Genomic DNA, 18,501 nt, shown 5'->3' with positions numbered 1-18,501 from the left:
TGATGAGAATATTCATCGATACCTTGTTTTTTTAATGGTTCAATATGTATTTTTCAATGGTTTTAATAACTCCATTTTCAGTGTTTTTCGGAGCTATAAAGTTCCCGTATTGTTTCATATCATCATTGGCGTTTTCCATTACAAAACTGTAATGTGCCTTTTTCAACATTTCAACATCATTATAGAAGTCTCCAAATACCATAGTTTCATCATAGGATATATTTTGATCTTCTTGAATTTTTCTCAAAGCTGCCCCTTTGTTAACTCCCTCATTCATAATATCAATCCAAACTTCACCAGAAACAACTATCATAAAATCTGAAGAAAATTTATGTTTTATAGTTTCATATGTGTTGTTAGTAGTTGATGTTAAGTTACAAATAGTTATTTTAAATATTTCGTCATTAACTTTAGTGAGATCATCTACTATATGTTTTTTTATGTAGTATTTATCTATTTCAGTAGTAAATTCATCAGAACATGGTCTGTGATAAGCTCCATTCTTACCGCATAATATTATTTCTGCATTTGGAATAAATTCTACACACTTTATTAATTCGTTAACTTTATCTTTATCTATAATGCTTATACTAACAATTTCTCCGTTTTCTACAACAAATGCTCCGTTATCACAAATATAATAAAGCTTATCAGAAAGTGGCGTGAAGTTTTCATAGAGTGTATAGTATGGGCGTCCACTAGCTACTACAAATTTAATATTTCTATTTTCAAGTTTCTCAAGAGTGTTAGCAAATTCCTGTGGAATCTGACCTTTTTCATCTAATAAAGTTCCATCCATATCTGTTGCAATTAATCTTATCATTTTTTCACCTATTTCCCATTTTCATTTGTATAACTTTATTATACATTATAAAATAATTTATTAAAATAAATATATAAGTAATAGGTTAAAAGAGTATTTATAAATATGTATTTAGTGTTATAGTAAATGATGGTAGAATTTTTATTATAGTAAGTTAAAGAATTGGAGGACGAGATAATGAAAGATACAATTGATAGAATAAAAAAATTTAGAGATGATAGGGAGTGGAAGCAATTTCATACTCCTGGTAACTTAGCAAAGGCTATATCAATTGAAGCTAGTGAGTTATTAGAAAATTTTTTGTGGGATGATAAAAGTTATGATCAGGAACATGTTGAAGAGGAGTTAGCTGATGTAATGGTGTATTGTTTACATTTAGCAGATGCATTAGGGGTAGATATAGAAGAAATAATAAATAGAAAAATGGATAAAAACGAAGAAAAGTATCCTGTCGAAAAGGCGAGAGGTAATAGTAAGAAATATACACAATTATAGAAAAGTTAGTAGAGATGCATAAAATTTGATAGATGTTTAAATATGCTGGTGATATGTTGACAAATAATCTAATGTGCGTTAAAATTGTTAATAAGTTAATATTGACAAGCAAAGAATGAGAGTAGTAGAAAGTAGTAAGTTTTTTAGAGAGTGGGGTATGGTGAGAGCCCGCAGATTTTGCCTTTTGAACTCGCTCATGAGCTATAAAGTTGAACTAATAGTAGGCTTTATCGGTTTATAGCCGTTATTACAATTAAGATAAGATTTTTTGGATGGTACCGCGTAATTGCTCCAAGTTGGAGTGGTTACGCTTTTTTTATTAATATTATAGAGAGGTGAAAAAAATGGGGTTAAGGCAGTAGATAAAAAGATAATAGTTATAGTGAAACTCTATGGGGTATTAGAACAATTATGATGTAAAAAAGAGTGATAATATAACTATAAAATATCTAAGGGGGCAGAGATACGATGTTAAATAGTAAAAAATATAAGAGATTTAAAACAATTAATTTTGAAGAAAGAACTTGGCCAAATAAACTAATTAGTAAGGCACCAATTTGGTGCTCTGTAGATTTAAGAGATGGAAATCAAGCTCTCATAAATCCGATGACAGTGGATGAGAAGAAAGAAATGTTTAGGCTTTTAGTTGAACTTGGATTTAAAGAAATAGAAATAGGATTCCCATCAGCATCACAAATAGAATTTGATTTTTTAAGAACATTGGTTAATGAAAATTTGATTCCAGATGATGTTGCAGTACAAGTGTTAACTCAAGCAAGACCACATCTTATTAAAAGGACATTTGAATCGCTAAAAGGTGTTAAAAAAGCAGTGCTTCACATTTATAATTCAACATCTATCCTTCAAAGAGATGTGGTGTTTAATATGAGTAAAAATGAAATAAAAAATATAGCTGTAGAAGGAACTGCACTTGTAAAAGAGTATGCAAAAGATTTTGAGGGAGAACTTTCTCTTGAGTACTCTCCAGAAAGTTTTACGGGGACAGAGGTAGAATATGCACTAGAAATTTGTGAAGCTGTTTTAGATACATGGGGAGCTACAAAAGAGAATAAAGTTATTATAAATCTTCCAGCTACAGTGGAAATGGACACTCCAAATATTTTTGCTGATCAAATTGAATGGATGAGTAGTAAATTTAAGAATAGGGAAAGAATTATTTTAAGTGTGCATCCCCATAACGATAGGGGAACAGGGGTTGCAGCAGCTGAGATGGCTCTTCTTGCAGGGGCTGATAGGGTTGAAGGAACACTATTTGGTAATGGAGAGAGAACTGGTAATGTAGATATATTAAATATTGCTTACAATATGTTTTCACAAGGAGTGAATCCAGAGCTCAATCTTGAAGATATACAAAAAATTATTGATGTTTATGAAAGGTGTTGTAAAATTCCAGTTCATATAAGGCATCCATATGCAGGTAAGTTAGTATTTACGGCTTTCTCTGGTTCGCATCAAGATGCTATTAATAAGGGTATGAGTAAATATAGAGAAAGAGCTGGACAGTATTGGGAAGTTCCATATTTGCCAATAGACCCAAGTGATTTGGGAAGGGAATATGAAGCATTAGTTAGAATTAATAGTCAATCTGGTAAAGGTGGAATAGCTTTTGTGATGGATAGATATTACGGTTATAAGATGCCTAAAGCTATGCATAAGGAATTTGCAGATGTTATTCAAAAGATTTCAGAGGTAAAAGGTGAAGTTGCACCACAAGTTATCATGAATAAATTCGAAGAGGAGTACCTAGCAAAAGAAGAACCTTTTAAGTTAATTAGATTTAGAATCAAAGATTTACATGACGATAATGATTTAGATGTTGATACAGAAGTAGCAGTTAGATTTTCATATAGAGGGGAAGAAAAGGTTATAGAGGGGTATGGAAATGGGCCTATTGATTCTTTGAGAAGGGCTTTACTAGATGCTAAAATAGCCAATATTCATATAATTGATTATGTTGAGCATGCTCTTGGAAAAGGAGCGGAAGCAAAGGCCGCTGCTTATGTAAATATGAATTTAGATAATAGGGAGCCTTCGACTTTTGGAGTTGGTGTAGATAGTAATATAACAGTTGCATCTATTAAAGCTGTATTTAGTGCATTAAATAGATTATATAAGTAGAATAAATTTAAATTAAGAGTATGGTTGAATAGAGTGGACAATTTGCTTGTTTTATTGGATCCATTTTATTCAAGACATACTTTTTTGTTTGTTACCAGTTACCAGAGGAGCCACCACCACTAGAAGAGCCTCCACCAAAGCCACCAAAACCTCCTCCGCCAGAAGAATCACCAGGACCATGTCTATTTGAAAAAGCATTAATAAACAAAAGTTGTAGTAGAAAGTAAGAAATTCTTCCTCTATTAAATAGAAGGTCCATAAAAAATAATCCGAGCATAACTATGAAAGTTATTCCGTAAGTTTTTGTTTTTGATTCTAAATTATTATCAGTAGGTAAAGTTATATTAAGAGATTTATCTAAGGTTACTCCATATTCTTTTGCTATATAATCACAAAGGGTACTATAACTATCAAGAAGACCTTTTCCATAATTACCTTCTATAAATTTAGGTTTAGCCAGAGAATCCATTACTCTGCTGGTAAGCACATCTGGGAGTGCTCCTTCAAGTCCTCTGCCAACTTCAACTCGCCAAGTACGATCCCTTAACGCTACTAGAATTAATAACCCGTTATCCTTTTCTTTTTGACCGATTTGCCAAGTCCTAAAAAGATTATTAGCATAGGATTCTATGGGAATATTATTTGTTGAATCTAATATTACTATAGTTGCTTCAGATCCTGTTTTATCTTCAAGTTCCTTTCCTATGGAAATAATACTTCTTTTTTCTTCATCAGTTATTGTATTAGTATAATCGTTTATATATTTATAACTTGTTGGGATAGGAAAAGAATCAGCAGCAAGGGGGTGATCGTAAAAAAGTGAAGTAATTATTAAAAGAGAAGATATAAATATCTGTATAAATCTATTATTTACATTCATTTTTGACTAGAAAAATCTACAGAAGGAACTTCATTTGCTCCTTCACTAGCCTTATAAAGTGGTTTTTCTTCAAACCCAAATAGTGAAGCTATTATGTTGCTAGGAAATCTTCTTCTCTTAGTGTTATAATTTGTTACGGCAGTATTATAGTCTTGTCTAGATATAGTTATTCTATTTTCTGTTCCTTCTAATTCAACAGTTAAATCTCTAAAGTTTTGGTTAGATTTTAATTCAGGATAATTTTCGACTACAACCAACAATCTAGAGAGGGCTCCTGATAGCTGACTATCAGCATTAGCTTGATCTGAGACATTTGTTGCACCAGCTAATCTACTTCTTGCATTGGCTATATCAGTAAAGATATCTTTTTCCTGTGAAGCATATCCTTTTACTGTATTGACTAGGTTAGGAATTAAATCGGATCTTCTTTGAAGCTGAGTATCTATGTTAGACTCAGATGTAGATACTTGTTGCTCTAATGTGACTAAGCTATTATATGCACTTATAGTAGGAATAACTAATAAAAAAATAATTATAGCAACTATTATTAAAGGTTTTAAATTTTTTTTCATATATAAATACCTCCTTTATAAACTTATATTAGTATACGTAGAAATATAAAGATTATTAGTGAAACTTTACAGCTTTGTATAGAATTTAAATGATTGAAAAAAATGTATGCAACATAAAAAGGTTCTGTCTATCGACAGAACCTCTTTAGTCTAATATATTACTCTAAATTTTTTTTCATCTTGAATTAAAGAAACTTCTTTTTTGGAAAAGTCAGTAACATTAATAAATCTATTTCCTTCTCTAATTACAGATATAAATTTCTGTAAATTATTTTCAGTACCTTGAACTTCTAATTCTACCGTTCCATTTGGCATGTTTCTTACAAAGCCTGTTAGTGAATATTTGAGTGCATTGCTTTGAGCGTAAAATCTAAACCCTACTCCTTGTACTCTACCCTCTAAAATTAAAAAATATCTTACCATTGTATTTTCCTCCGATAAAAATATAACTTTATTATAGCATAAATCAAATAATATTTTAAATATTCAGAATATTGTGATATAATTATATGGAAAAATATGTAATAGGAGGATTGTGATATGGAAAGAACCTTGGTATTAATAAAACCAGATGGTGTTGAACAAAATATAATTGGGAAGATAATTAATTTTTATGAGGAAGCTGGGCTTAAAATAGTAGCTTTAAGAATGGAAAAAGCAAATGAAGAAGTTGCTATGAGGCATTATGAACAACATAATGATAAGTTTTTTTATCAAGATTTGATTAAATATATTACACGAAGTCCTCTATGCTCTCTAATTATAGAAGGTGAAGGAGCTATAGAAAAAGTAAGAAAGATTAATGGATCTACTAATCCAATAAAAGCTGAAAAAGGTACAATAAGAAATTTATTCGCAAAGAGTGTTACAGAAAATTGTGTGCATGCATCAGATTCACTTGAAAGTGCGGAGAGGGAAATTGCAATTTGGTTTCCTAATTAATTGCATTAAAGAGACATCTCAATAGCAGTTGAGATGTCTCTTTATATCATTAAGTGCATTTTTTATTATAGTATTAAGAGTATATTAATAGCTTCCAATTTTAACCCATTCATCATTATAAAGTTTTAGGGCATTATTAGGTAAATTTCTATAAACTTCACAATTGTCTAAAGTTTCATCATCTGGATAAGTTTCCTTAACATCATCATCTAGCATCTTATAAGTTTCGCGGTTAGGAGTGTAGTATTCTATGTAGTCTACATTTTGCTTTGAATTATCTGGGTCTGTTAAGAAGTTTATGAATGCTTCTGCACCTTCCTTATTTCTGCTTCCTTTTGGTATTATCATTCCGTCGAACCATTTATTTGATCCTTCTTTTGGAACAACATATTTGAGTTTTGGGTTTTCACTAATTATTTTATTTGCATCACCAGACCATACGGCAGCTAAAGAAGCTTCATCTTCAATCATGCAATCTTTTACTTGATCAACAAACCAAGCTTTAACGATAGGTTTTTGCTCAATTAGAAGGTTAGCAGCTTCATCTAGTTCTTTTGGATCTGTTGAGTTCATAGAATAACCAAGATGTTTTAAAGCTATGGAAATAGTTTCTCTAACAGAATCAAACATAACTATATCTTTGCTGTATTTTTTGTCCCATAGGATGTCCCAAGAAGTAACAGGTTCTGTAACTACTTCGGGATTATAAATAATACCTATAGTTCCCCACATATAAGGAACAGAGTATTTATTATCAGGATCAAAATCTAAGTTTTTAAATTTATCATCAATATACTGATAGTTTTGGATATTATCAAAATTAAGTTCTTCAACCATATTCTCAGAAATCATTTTTTCAATCATATAATCAGAAGGGAAAACTAAATCGTAACTATTACTACCAGATTTTATTTTAGAATACATTTTTTCGTTAGTATCATAAGTAGAATATTGAATCTTATAACCAGTTTCGTCCTCAAACTTATTTATTAAGTTTTCATCTATATAATCACCACAGTTAAATATATTAATAACTTTATTATCATTATCTTTAACATTACATCCAATAAGTAAGGAGGAAGCTAGAAATATACTAAGTAATAAAGCTATAATTTTATTAAAAATTTTCAATTTTATTACCTCCTGATGATTGTTTCCTATTTACTATAAGTAGCAATATTAATACAACTAAAAACATTATAGTTGAGAGAGCGTTTATTTCAGGTTTTATTCCACGTTTGGCCATTGAATATATCTCAATTGATAAATTAGTTACCCCAGCTCCTGTAGTAAAGAATGATATAACAAAGTCATCTATAGACATGGTAAATGCCATTAAAAATCCAGAGAATATCCCAGATTTTATTTGTGGGATAATAATCTTTCTTAGCGCGTAGAAAGGTGTTGCTCCAAGATCTAATGCTGCCTCAGTAGTGTTTTGAGGAAGCTGTTTAAGCTTAGGCAAAACAGATAATATAACATATGGCAAACTAAAAGTTATATGTGAAAGTAGCATGGTAATAAAGCCGAAATCCATCTTAATAAAAATAAATAATGACATTAGAGCTATACCAGTAACAATATCAGGATTCAAAACTGGTAAATAATTTATATTAAGTAGAAGTTTTTTTTGTGCACCTTTTTTCATATTATGAATTCCTATTGCGGTTATAGTACCGACAATAGTAGATATAATTGAGGCCAAAATAGCAATAAATAGAGTATTGTATAAAGCTCTCATTATGGTATCATCTTGGAATAATTGACCATACCATTTAAAAGTGAATCCATTCCATTTAGCCATAGATTTAGAATCATTAAAAGAAAAAATCATTAGTGTAATTATAGGAGTATATAGGAATATGAAAATAACAATTAGATAAAATCTTTTTATGAAGCTTTCTAATTTATTTACCAAAGGCCAACACTCCCTTCTTTATCAGCATGGTCAAATTTATTCATTAAAGCCATAGATATTAATATTACAATCATCATAAGTATTGATATTGCAGATCCCAAATTCCAATCACTTAAAGTTGTAAATTGTTGTTCAATTAAGTTACCAAGTAACATATATTGTCCGCCTCCAAGTAAGCTTGAAATAACAAATGTAGATACAGCAGGCATAAATACCATTGTAACTCCAGAAATTACCCCAGGAAAACTTAAGGGGAAAATAATTTTTCTAAATATAATATTTTTATTTGCTCCAAGGTCACTTGCAGCATTAATTAAGCTTTGATCCATTTTAATCAATACTGTATATATAGGCAGTATCATAAATGGTATAAAGTTATAAATCATTCCAAGAAGTACAGCTCCATCATTATACAAAAATGTTATAGGAGCAATATTTAAATTTCCTAATATATTATTAATTAATCCGTTTTTACCTAAGATAGGAAGCCAAGCATAAGTTCTTAATAAAAAGTTTATCCACATGGGTACTATAAAAAGCATTATTAAAAGATTTCTTCTTGAGGCTTTCATCTTTGAAATAATATATGCTACAGGATAGCCCAAAATTAGACAAGCTAAAGTTGAAATTAAGGCTAATTTTATTGAGCGATAAAATATTTTTCCATATTGAGGATTTAATAGTCTTGAGTAGTTATCAAGGGAAAATGTATAGCTATCTCCTGATTTTTCAGTTAAGCTAAAAAATAATACAATTAATAAAGGAATAATGATAAATAAAGAACACCAAAACATAAATGGATAAGTAGCTTTTGAGCTATTTTTCCTATTCATAGTATCTAATCTTTCTCATTATATGAATATCTTCAGGATAAATATCTAATCCAATTTCTGAATCTACATCATAAAATTTTGTATTATGAATAATAAATTCTCTTTCACTTTCCTTTACTACCATTTCATAGTGAACTCCTTTAAAGTTAACAGACTTAACTATACCGTTAAGCATTCCGTTGTCCTTTGCAACTATTTTAATGTCCTCAGGTCTAATAACTACATCAATATTTTCATTAGGGTTAAACCCTTTATCTACGCATTCAAATTCTTTATTACAGAAGATAACTTTAAAGTCTTCAACTATAACACCATCTATAATGTTACTTTCGCCTATAAAGTCAGCAACAAATGCATTGGCTGGTTCGTTATATATATCTTCTGGAGATCCTTTTTGTTGAATAACACCTTTATTCATAACCACAATAGTATCAGACATAGTTAAAGCTTCTTCTTGATCATGAGTCACGAAGATAAAAGTAATTCCAAGTCTTTGCTGAATTTTCTTTAGTTCAAGTTGCATTTCTTTTCTTAATTTTAAATCCAAAGCTCCAAGTGGTTCATCTAAAAGAAGAACTTCTGGCTCATTAACTAGTGCTCTAGCTATAGCGACCCTTTGTTGTTGTCCTCCACTTAGAGATTCGATGTTTCTTTTTTCAAAATCAGATAGAGAAACTAGGTTAAGTATTTCTTTTACTTTTTTATCTATATCTTCTTTAGTAAGTTTTTTAATTTTTAGCCCAAAAGCAATATTCTCATAAACATTCATATGAGGAAATAGAGCATACTTCTGGAAAACGGTGTTTACAGGTCGCTTATTAGGGGGCAGATTTGATATACTTTCTCCATGAAATAAGATATCTCCAGAATCAGAATTTTCAAATCCAGCTATTATTCTAAGAGTGGTTGTTTTACCACAACCTGATGGACCTAATAAGGTCAAAAATTCATTACTTTTAATACTTAAAGATAGATTATCAAGTACAGTGTTATCACTATATGCTTTTGTGATATTCTTTAACTCAATTATATTTTTATCCATCATAAACACCTCTTTCTATACTAATTAAAATGATGGGGGAGTACTGATCCAAATTACTTTTGCTAAAGTCTTTCCGGAGTTAGAAATATAGTGACTTTCTCTTGGTTTGAAGTAGAAACTTTCCCCTTTTTTTACTTTATATTTTTTATTACCTAAGTGCAAAAATATACTTCCAGATAGGACATAGCCAAATTCTTCACCCTCATGTGGCTCTTCTAATGTATATCTTCCATCAGGGGCTAAAGTGATCATAATTGGTTCCATTATATTTTTCTGAGCATTTGGAACTAGCCACATAAGATTATATTTTAAATCATTATCTTCAGTTTGAAACATATCTTCGTTACTGAAGGTGACACGTTCTTCCTCGGTTTCGCTAAAGAACTCTTTTAGGTTTGTGCCTAAAATTTCTAATATATCAACTAAGGTTGCAATAGATGGGGATGTTAAATCATTTTCAAGTTGAGATATAAATCCTTTTGAGAGCTCGCATCTATTTGCAAGTTCTTCTTGGGTGAGTTGTATTTCAATTCTTAGTCTACGAATTTTTGCTCCAATTTGCATATTTTCACCTACCAATAAAAATAACTTTTACTAAACTATATGTTTAAAATTACTAAACAAACAAAAATATTATATAAATTTTATTAAATAAAATCAAGATTTTTTTGTAAAAATAAGAAAAAATTTCACTGTAGTTAAAGTAAGGATATGTAAGAAGTTAAATAGAGAAAAGTGGAAATAGGTTTAGTTATTAAAATCAGTATGTTTACTAATACTAAGATGAAAACTATATTCGACTAGAAGATGATTTTTTTGTGAATATTTATATACTTAATTTTCTAAACTATTGATAATACTACATAAATATGAGATATTTAATAATATAAATAAAGAATTAGGTGGTAATTATGGTAGAGAATAAAGATAGTTATAGAAGAAATGGTAAAAAAATATATATTAAACAGCCTGATTTTAAGGAGTTTACTTTTATTTCAAGGTTATGGTCAGATGAAGAAACAATGAAAGAAATAGGAGGCGTATTTAATTTTCCAGAGGATAAATGGGAGATGTTTTATAAGAAGATGGTTTATCCAACTGATGGCAAGAATTTTTATTGTTTAGTTTACACTATTAGAGATAAGGCAATAGGTGAAGTTAGTTTTCATGGATATGATTCTGCTACAAAAATAGCAAGATTTAATTTAAAGATACACCATAGATATAGAAATAAGGGATATGGAGAAGAGGCGCTTAGACTTTTATTTGAATATTATTTTTTAGAATTTGGTGGAGAAATGATAATTGATAGCATTCCAACAGAAACTGGTGTTAGAATAGCTAAAAAATTAGGATTCCAAGAAGTTGGACAATATAAAGATGGAATTAAGATGAAAATAACAAAGGAGGAATTTTTAGATAATAGAATAGATAGCACAAATAGCATAGGCATACTCATGTATGATGGAATGAGTATAATGGATTATGGTATAATTTGTGAAAGTTTAGAGATGGCTAATGAAATTAAAGGAAAAAAGTTATTTAGTATTGTTGATGTAGCATTAAAGAATACCATAAAATTTAGAAATGGTACTACAATTAATGTTGATATAATAGATTTTGAAAATTATAAACCTGATGTGCTAATAATACCAGGAGGAGAATTTGTGGATAGTCATGTTAAAGATAAAGAAATCATAAAGTATATTATGATGAATTTAAATCATTGTGATTATATTTGCACACAGGGGGAGGGGATTAAATTCCTTATAAGATGTAGAGCTTTAGAAGGAATTCGAATTCCAAAGCTTGAAACTGAGCTTGAAGGGCTAGAGGAAGATAGGATAGTCGATAAGAATTTTGTTGACAATGGCAAAGTAATTCTTAGTGCAAATACTATTGGAAGTTTGGAAATGATTTTGTCGCTAGTAGAGAAAATTGGTGGAAGGAAGCTTTCAGAAGAGTTAGAAAGTAGATTAGGGCTAGTAGAAAAAAACTTTATAAAAGAGATGTAATATTGTAAAATATTTATATGGATATAAACTATTAAGTAAAGTTTTATACTATTTTATGGAGGTAACTAATGAATTATAAAAAGACAAGTATAGTAGTATTTACTATACTGGCGATTCTAACACTTTGCGCAGTATTTACAGTATATATGTTTATTGGTTCTGGGGCTAAGGAAAAGAAGTCTGCAAAGGCATTCTTACAATTACTTTCTTCAAATAATATTATCACCATGAATAAAGAGAATGACAAATACAAATCTACTAAAAAGAGTGATCCATCTAAAAATGAAGAATATTATAGTGTGGTTTCAGGTGAATATGCTATTGATGTAGATGCAAAGTATAACGTCATTGGATTTACTAATAAAAATAGCATGGCTGATAAGAGCAAAATTACAGCTGATGAAGCTAAGAGCATTGGTGAGAAATACTTAGGCATTATCTATAAAGGTGAATGCAGGTTTAAAGAGGTTGTAAAGGAAGAAGAAACTCAAGTGATGCCATATTATTCTCTATTGTTTACAAAGTATAAGGATGGATATCCGTTTTATAATTACAATTTATCTTTAAAAGTAAATAAAGAAACAGGAAAACTTGATGGTTTTTCTAATTCATCTATAGATAAAGAGCCTAAAAATGTAAAAATAAATATAGATGAATTAAATGCTTCAGAAATATCCAAAGGTGAGTTCCTAAAATTATATAAATCAGCTGAATTTAATGAGAAAACTTATAAGGCATATAGTGAAAATAAAGATAAAACAGAATTAGAACTATGTTATGTAGTCTCATTAAAGGGGTTAGGTGAAAATAATAAAGAAATAAAAATGAAATATTTTGTATCGACTGAAACTGGTGATATCATAAATTCAGAAAAGAGTAATGTTACAGGCACAAGTGCTTAAAAAAATAGCTGTCTCAATTGAGACAGCTATTTTTAATGTGGATTAATTATTTTTTGTTTAGTTGAATCTGTTGTAGTATCCTTTTTATCGGCATCAGTATCAGCGTTAGTTTTTGTATTGGTATTAGTGTTTGTATTAGTATTAGTGCTATCGTTACTGTTAGTAGATGTTTTTGAATTATCCGTTGTTGTAGATGGAGTTTCTGGAAGAGCTACAGCAGCAGTATCATCTACAACAGTTGGCAATAGGTACGGAAAATCAGCAGTAACTGAGTTTGGATTTATTTTCTTAACGAATATTCTGTCACCTAGAAGCCAAGCTGGTGTATTTGCTGATGCCAATTTGCTATTAGCTGTATTTATTTTTGAAGATACATGTGCATCACAATATGAGGTCGGTTGTGTACCTTCAATAAAATATTCTTCATAAACTCTATCTCTAGGATCACTATGACAAAGTGCAGTTGGCAATTTGCCAGAGTCTTTACATACAGCTACCTTTACTAGTCCGCTTGGAGCATCTATATCTTTAATTTCTTTTCCCTTATGAGCTTTTGCCATTATTTGTCCCCAAAGACTAGCAGAAGTATCAGAATAGGTATTAAGTTTTTTTGGTTTATCATAACCGATCCAAACAGAACCAGAAAGATAAGGAGTAACTCCTGTAAACCAAAGATCTTTACTATCTGTAGTAGTACCAGTTTTTCCTGCGACAGCCATATCGCCCCACTTAGCGGATGGACCAGTAGTTTCGAGGGAACCTTTTAAAATATCATAAAGTATATAAGCTGTTTGTGGTGAAAAAATTTCTTTTGTTTTAATATTTGCTTCAGAATCTAAAAGAGTATTTCCGGAAGCATCTAAAACTTTTGAGTATAATTTTGGTGTTGTATAAACACCTCCATTTCCAAAAACACCGAATGCAGATGCAGTAATAAATGTATTACCTCCATCTTGATTACCGTTAAATTGACCAAGGGCTAAAGTTGCAATAGAGGATTTAGATTCTTGATTATAAACTAATCCAAACTTTTCGCCATATGACAATCCGGTTTTTAAACCAATTGTATTTTCAACTATTACTGAAGCTACGTTTTTAGACTTTGTCAAACCGTCTCTTAAAGTTATGTTACCATCGAATTTAAAATCATCATTTCTTACAGCATATGGTTTTCCATTATCAAGATTTTTTCCGATATTATCTTCAATAGGTGAATCATCTATCGTAGAACCAGCAGTTAATATTTTTTCATTTATAGCTGGACCATATACCGTTAATGGTTTTGTAGTAGATCCAATTGGTCTTAAGTAAGTATAAGCTCTATTGGCAGATTGTGCTCCGTGCTCACCTCTACCACCTATCATAACTAGAACCTTACCAGTCTTATAATCCACTATAGTAGCTGAAGCTTGAAACTCTGGGGTTTTAGTTCCTTCAACATAAGTTTCTTTATAACCAACATTTTGAGCTGTGAAATTATTTAATAAATTTTGAGTATAATCTTGAAGTGCTCTATCCATGTTAGTTGTTATTTTTAAGCCACCATTAGCTAGAAGTCTAGAAACTTCTTCATCCGAATATTTGTATTTAGCCTTTAAATCTTCTTTAACTTGTGATACAGCTGGATTTAGATACCACTCATATTGAAGAGTATAGCTATTTTTCTTAGAAGAAAAAACTAATTTCCCTGCATCTATATCAGCAATAGCTTGATTAAATTCAGCATCTGTTATTTTGCCTAATTCATGCATTTTAGATAACACAGTTTTTGTTCTGTTAATATAAGGACTAGGATTCTTTTTGTTATTTTCATTGTATGCGCTATAATATGTTGGCGCTTGAGCAATTCCACTAATATAAGCACATTCAATAAGATTAAGATCTTTAACAGATTTAGCAAAGTAAAGATTTGCTGCTGCTTCAACACCATAAGCAGTTCCTCCAAGAGGTATTGTGTTTAGATATTGATTCAAAATTTCATCTTTTGATAATTTTTTCTCTAGACTAAGTGCTAGCCAGATTTCTTTTATCTTTCTTTCAACAATAAAATCCTCATCTGTAAGTACAGTGTTTTTTAATAATTGCTGAGTTAAAGTAGAACCTCCATGCATACCACTTTGACGTTTAAAGATTTTAGTAATATCAGTAACAAAAGATCCAGCAATTCTAATAGGGTCAATTCCTTTATGTGATTCAAATCTTTGGTCTTCAATTGAAATAAAACCGTCTTTTAAATGTTGAGGTATTTTATCAAAGGTTACAACCGTTCTATCGACTTCAGAATGTAAGTTATCCATAAATACACCATCTTTATCATATACAGATGTAGGCTGACTTAAGTTAAGGACAGCATCCACATCAAGAGGGGGTGTACTTTTAATAACAGCAAAAATGTAACCAGCACCTATAACCATTACAGTTAACATTAAAAATAGTAATGTAAAGAAAATTCTTCTGAAAATAATTCTTACTCTACTCTTTTTCTTTTTCTTTTTGCGTCCTTTTTGAGGAGCACCTTTTTTTGCTGGAGACTTAGTGGCGTTATTTCTTTTATTTGAATTTTTATCTATAGCCATTTGTTCCTCCCAAATTTTTTATATTTAATTATATTATATTATACTATAGCATAATTATAATATGATTAAATCAATAACTCAACAATAAGGTGTTATATGAAATACTATGTAAAACCAAGAAAGCGGAAAATAAAACCGCATTTTTTGATTACTATTACAATTTTTACCATATTAATTACTCTTTTATATATTTTTGATGTCAGGGTTTTACCGTCAGCGCTAGTCAAATCGGAAAGTGCAGTTAGAGCAAAGACTGTTGATACAATAAGCTCGACTAGTTTAGAGCTGTTTAATGATGAATTTAAGTATGATGAAATGATAATAATTGATAGGGATAAGGATAATAATATTAATCTTATAAGGGCAAATACTGTAAAGTTAAATTACTTAGCTTCAGAGCTTGCCATAAAGTGTAATGAAAGATTGCAGAAGATGGGGGAGGTAGGAGTAAAAGTTCCAATTGGATGGATAACTGAGCAAAGTGCATTTTATAATTTAGGCCCTGAAATTACAGTAAAAATTGAACCTATTGGAAATATGAAGGTAAACTACGAATCAAAATTTGAAAGTGCAGGAATAAATCAAACAAGACATAAAATTTATTTAAATGTAGAGGCAACAGTAAAAATAATTATACCTCTTCATAGTAAGGAAATGGATATAACCTGTGAAATACCTGTAGCAGAAACTATTATAGTAGGAAAGATACCAAATACTGCAATAGATTTTTCTAAGGGACAATAAAATAAAATGTACAATTAATTAAAAACAAATTTAAGTTTATAATTAATTGTACATTTTATTAAAATTCATTTAATCTTGCCAGTTGAATACATAAGGAATATTTCTATAGTAGTTACCATAATCTAAACCATAACCAACAACAAAGACATCATCTATTTCAAAACATCTATAATCAGGGTGAACATTAGTTTTTCTTCTAGATGGCTTATCAAGTAGTACACAGCTCTTTACTGATGCAGCGCCAAGCTTTTTTACATGGTTTATTATAAATTCCATGGTATATCCAGTATCTACTATATCATCAACTATTAAAACATCAAAACCTTCTATATTATCAGGGATATCATTTACTATCTTTACTTCCCCTGAACTAGTCTCACTATGACCATAACTTGAAGTAGTCATAAATCCTACCATTACCTTAGTGTCAAGAGCTCTTACAAGATCAGCAGTAAACATAAAGCTACCTCTTAAAAGAGATAATACATAAAGATTTTTCCCTTCGTAGTCTTTTGTTATCTCAGCTCCAAGTTCTTCTATTCTAGTATCTATAGTCTCTTTTGATAATAGAATATTACGTTTCTTATCTTCCATTGGTATCCTCCGTTTCAAAACAGTTAAAGTATTTATTAAATTTATATTATTTCTCTTAATTCATATTACAGATTTTTAATTAATCTTGCAACTTTATTTTATCTAGTTTTAATCAATTTATGTAATGTTTACAACTGTAAACATATAGTATAAAATTAATTGAAAGTTGCAAACATATGTATATATAAGAGGTGATACTATGATAAATGGAAATATAGATGGAGTCAAGAAAAGTTTTTTAGATCAATTAGAAGATATATATAGAATTAAAATTTTGAAAGATGAAGTTGTTAGTGAGGAAATAATAAATGTAATGAGTAGGGTTTCAACTAACATAGAAAGAGAGATTAGCGTTGCTATAGATAGGAAAGGAAAAGTTCAGTCGGTAGCAATTGGAGATTCTTCATCAGTTGAGCTTCCCCTGCTAGACATAAAGGAAGGAAGACTTTCGGGAGTTAAAGTTATACATACTCATCCAAATGGAATTTCTAATTTATCAGCTTTAGATTTGTCTGCATTAATAAAATTAAAGCTTGATGCAATAGTAGCAGTTGGAATTTATGAAGGAAAGATAATAGATTATTCTATTGGTATGCTTTCGGTATTTAATAATACATTAATGTTTGAAGAAACCAGAAATCTTTCTCTAGAAGAGTTATTATCAATAAATATTTTAGATAAGGCAAGATATATTGAAAGTTTAATTAAAGAAAATGAAGTGGTTGAAAATGATGAAGAAAAAGCAATTTTAGTAGGCTCTGATACTACAGAAAGTTTGGAAGAATTAGTTGAACTTACTGAGGCATGTGATATACCGGTGTTAAAAACTGTATTTCAAAGTAGAAGTAAGATTGATCCAGCTTTTTTTATAGGGAGAGGAAAGGTTTTAGAAATTGCATCATTAAGACAAACTGAAAGGGCAAATTTGATCATATTTGATGATGAATTATCTGGATCTCAAGTTAGAAACTTAGAAAATGCATTAGGTGCAAAGGTAATTGATAGAACTACTCTTATTTTAGAAATATTCGCAAGAAGAGCAAAGAGTAAGGAAGCTAAAATTCAAGTAGAACTTGCACAACTTAAATACAGAAAGAGTAGGCTTCAAGGATTAGGTACAGTTTTATCAAGAACAGGAGGAGGAATAGGTACTAGAGGGCCTGGAGAAAAGAAACTTGAAACTGATAGAAGGCATATTAATGAAAGTATATACGACTTAAATAATGAATTAAAAAAGATAAAGAGAACGAGAGAAATTCAAAGAGAGAAAAGAAATAAGGAAAGTATTCCTAAGGTTTCTCTAGTTGGTTATACTAATGCAGGAAAATCTACCTTAAGAAATGCTCTTTGCGATATAGCTGCAACTAATGAAGGAAAGTCAAAAGAAAAAGTTTTTGAAGCTGATATGTTATTTGCTACACTAGATATAACTACTAGAGCTATAACATTAAAAAATAAGGGGTTAATAACTTTAACTGACACTGTAGGGTTTGTAAGAAAATTACCTCATGAACTTGTTGAAGCATTTAAGTCAACTTTAGAGGAAGTAATTTATTCAGATTTACTTTGTCATGTTGTAGATGCTTCTGTACCTGGAGCATTAGAGCAAATTAGAGCAGTAGAAGAAGTCTTAGGTGAACTTGGAGCTAGAGATAAGGAAACTATTTTAGTTTTAAATAAAGTAGATATGGTAGATGAAGAAAAATTAAATGACTTAAAAAGTCAGTTGAATTATGAGGAAGTAATAGAAGTATCTGCTAAAGAAAATATTAATTTAGAAAGTCTTTTAGAGAAGATAGAAGAAAAATTACCATATAACTTCAAAAAGGTGGAATATCTAATCCCTTATGATAAGGGGGATATGGTATCATTTCTTCATAGAAACGGAAGAATTTTTGAAGAAGAATATAGGGATGAAGGAACTTTTATGGTGGTTGAAGTTGATGATGAAATTTATAATAAAAGTAAGGAATATGCAATAGGATAAATATTAATATATTTTATGTTATAATGTAAAAAAGCAGAA

18 protein-coding genes and 1 other annotated feature are annotated in these 18,501 nt (G+C 30.0%); of the genes, 7 read left to right on the top strand and 11 right to left on the bottom strand.

Annotation, left to right across the window (positions count from 1 at the left end; translation table 11 throughout):
• Positions 1–31: 31 nt before the first annotated feature.
• A complete protein-coding gene (locus H9661_RS00205; RefSeq protein WP_143314666.1) occupies positions 32–823 on the bottom strand; it encodes an HAD family hydrolase in 792 nt (263 codons plus the stop codon).
• A 177-nt stretch (positions 824–1,000) separates the two neighbouring features.
• Between H9661_RS00205 and H9661_RS00200 the strand changes: the two genes are divergently transcribed.
• A complete protein-coding gene (locus H9661_RS00200; protein ID WP_143314665.1) occupies positions 1,001–1,318 on the top strand; it encodes a nucleotide pyrophosphohydrolase in 318 nt (105 codons plus the stop codon).
• Positions 1,319–1,420: 102 nt separating this feature from the next.
• Positions 1,421–1,615 (top strand) — a binding site (T-box leader).
• Between the two features lie 171 nt (positions 1,616–1,786).
• Positions 1,787–3,457, top strand: coding sequence for a 2-isopropylmalate synthase (gene leuA / locus H9661_RS00195; protein ID WP_191767420.1), 1,671 nt, complete (start codon positions 1,787–1,789; stop codon positions 3,455–3,457).
• Between the two features lie 91 nt (positions 3,458–3,548).
• Here the strand turns inward: leuA and H9661_RS00190 are convergent, their stop codons facing one another.
• The 3 genes from H9661_RS00190 to H9661_RS00180 all read right to left on the bottom strand — a co-directional run bounded on the left by H9661_RS00190 (position 3,549) and on the right by H9661_RS00180 (position 5,332).
• Positions 3,549–4,337, bottom strand: a complete 789-nt coding sequence (locus H9661_RS00190) for a TPM domain-containing protein (protein ID WP_143314663.1) — start codon at positions 4,335–4,337, stop codon at positions 3,549–3,551.
• A complete protein-coding gene (locus H9661_RS00185; protein ID WP_143314662.1) occupies positions 4,334–4,909 on the bottom strand; it encodes a LemA family protein in 576 nt (191 codons plus the stop codon). The genes H9661_RS00190 and H9661_RS00185 overlap by 4 nt, the downstream gene beginning before the upstream one ends.
• A 150-nt stretch (positions 4,910–5,059) precedes the next feature.
• Positions 5,060–5,332: an acylphosphatase gene (locus tag H9661_RS00180; protein ID WP_143314661.1), complete on the bottom strand. Its 273-nt coding sequence runs from the start codon at positions 5,330–5,332 to the stop codon at positions 5,060–5,062.
• 117 nt (positions 5,333–5,449) lie between these two features.
• Here H9661_RS00180 and ndk point away from each other — a divergent pair, with 117 nt between their 5' ends.
• Complete coding sequence (ndk, locus tag H9661_RS00175) at positions 5,450–5,851, top strand: nucleoside-diphosphate kinase (protein ID WP_143314660.1); 402 nt, start codon at positions 5,450–5,452, stop codon at positions 5,849–5,851.
• Between the two features lie 84 nt (positions 5,852–5,935).
• Here the strand turns inward: ndk and H9661_RS00170 are convergent, their stop codons facing one another.
• The 5 genes from H9661_RS00170 to H9661_RS00150 are packed head-to-tail and all read right to left on the bottom strand — an operon-like array spanning position 5,936 to position 10,208.
• Positions 5,936–6,982 carry an ABC transporter substrate-binding protein gene (locus H9661_RS00170; RefSeq protein WP_207729600.1) on the bottom strand — a complete coding sequence of 349 codons (1,047 nt, stop codon included), beginning with the start codon at positions 6,980–6,982 and terminating at the stop codon, positions 5,936–5,938.
• Positions 6,969–7,769 (bottom strand): ABC transporter permease, encoded by an 801-nt coding sequence (locus tag H9661_RS00165; protein ID WP_191767418.1) that lies wholly within the window; start codon positions 7,767–7,769, stop codon positions 6,969–6,971. Before H9661_RS00165 ends, H9661_RS00170 begins: the two co-directional genes overlap by 14 nt.
• Positions 7,763–8,602 (bottom strand): ABC transporter permease, encoded by an 840-nt coding sequence (locus H9661_RS00160; protein ID WP_191767417.1) that lies wholly within the window; start codon positions 8,600–8,602, stop codon positions 7,763–7,765. The genes H9661_RS00165 and H9661_RS00160 overlap by 7 nt, the downstream gene beginning before the upstream one ends.
• Positions 8,595–9,644 carry a spermidine/putrescine ABC transporter ATP-binding protein gene (gene potA / locus H9661_RS00155; RefSeq protein ID WP_191767503.1) on the bottom strand — a complete coding sequence of 350 codons (1,050 nt, stop codon included), beginning with the start codon at positions 9,642–9,644 and terminating at the stop codon, positions 8,595–8,597. The genes H9661_RS00160 and potA overlap by 8 nt, the downstream gene beginning before the upstream one ends.
• Positions 9,645–9,668: 24 nt before the next feature.
• Positions 9,669–10,208: a helix-turn-helix domain-containing protein gene (locus H9661_RS00150; RefSeq protein ID WP_143314655.1), complete on the bottom strand. Its 540-nt coding sequence runs from the start codon at positions 10,206–10,208 to the stop codon at positions 9,669–9,671.
• Between the two features lie 347 nt (positions 10,209–10,555).
• Here H9661_RS00150 and H9661_RS00145 point away from each other — a divergent pair, with 347 nt between their 5' ends.
• Positions 10,556–11,659, top strand: a complete 1,104-nt coding sequence (locus tag H9661_RS00145) for a GNAT family N-acetyltransferase (protein WP_143314654.1) — start codon at positions 10,556–10,558, stop codon at positions 11,657–11,659.
• A gap of 68 nt (positions 11,660–11,727) precedes the next feature.
• Positions 11,728–12,561, top strand: coding sequence for a hypothetical protein (locus H9661_RS00140; RefSeq protein ID WP_143314653.1), 834 nt, complete (start codon positions 11,728–11,730; stop codon positions 12,559–12,561).
• Positions 12,562–12,593: 32 nt separating this feature from the next.
• Here H9661_RS00140 and H9661_RS00135 read toward each other — a convergent pair whose 3' ends face one another.
• Positions 12,594–15,137: a transglycosylase domain-containing protein gene (locus tag H9661_RS00135; RefSeq protein ID WP_143314652.1), complete on the bottom strand. Its 2,544-nt coding sequence runs from the start codon at positions 15,135–15,137 to the stop codon at positions 12,594–12,596.
• A 96-nt stretch (positions 15,138–15,233) separates the two neighbouring features.
• On the opposite strand from H9661_RS00135, the gene yunB reads away from it, so the two are divergent.
• The gene (yunB, locus tag H9661_RS00130; protein ID WP_143314651.1) at positions 15,234–15,881 is read left to right on the top strand and encodes a sporulation protein YunB; all 648 of its coding nucleotides are present in this window, start codon (positions 15,234–15,236) and stop codon (positions 15,879–15,881) included.
• Between the two features lie 69 nt (positions 15,882–15,950).
• Here yunB and hpt read toward each other — a convergent pair whose 3' ends face one another.
• Positions 15,951–16,475 (bottom strand): hypoxanthine phosphoribosyltransferase, encoded by a 525-nt coding sequence (gene hpt, locus H9661_RS00125; protein WP_143314650.1) that lies wholly within the window; start codon positions 16,473–16,475, stop codon positions 15,951–15,953.
• Positions 16,476–16,674: 199 nt separating this feature from the next.
• On the opposite strand from hpt, the gene hflX reads away from it, so the two are divergent.
• Entirely contained in the window at positions 16,675–18,462 is a 1,788-nt protein-coding gene (gene hflX, locus H9661_RS00120; RefSeq protein ID WP_143314649.1) for a GTPase HflX, read from the top strand.
• Positions 18,463–18,501 lie beyond the last annotated feature (39 nt).

The organism is Clostridium cibarium (assembly GCF_014836335.1).
Lineage (GTDB): Bacteria > Bacillota > Clostridia > Clostridiales > Clostridiaceae > Clostridium > Clostridium cibarium.
This window is presented reverse-complemented; position numbering and strand designations above follow the sequence as displayed.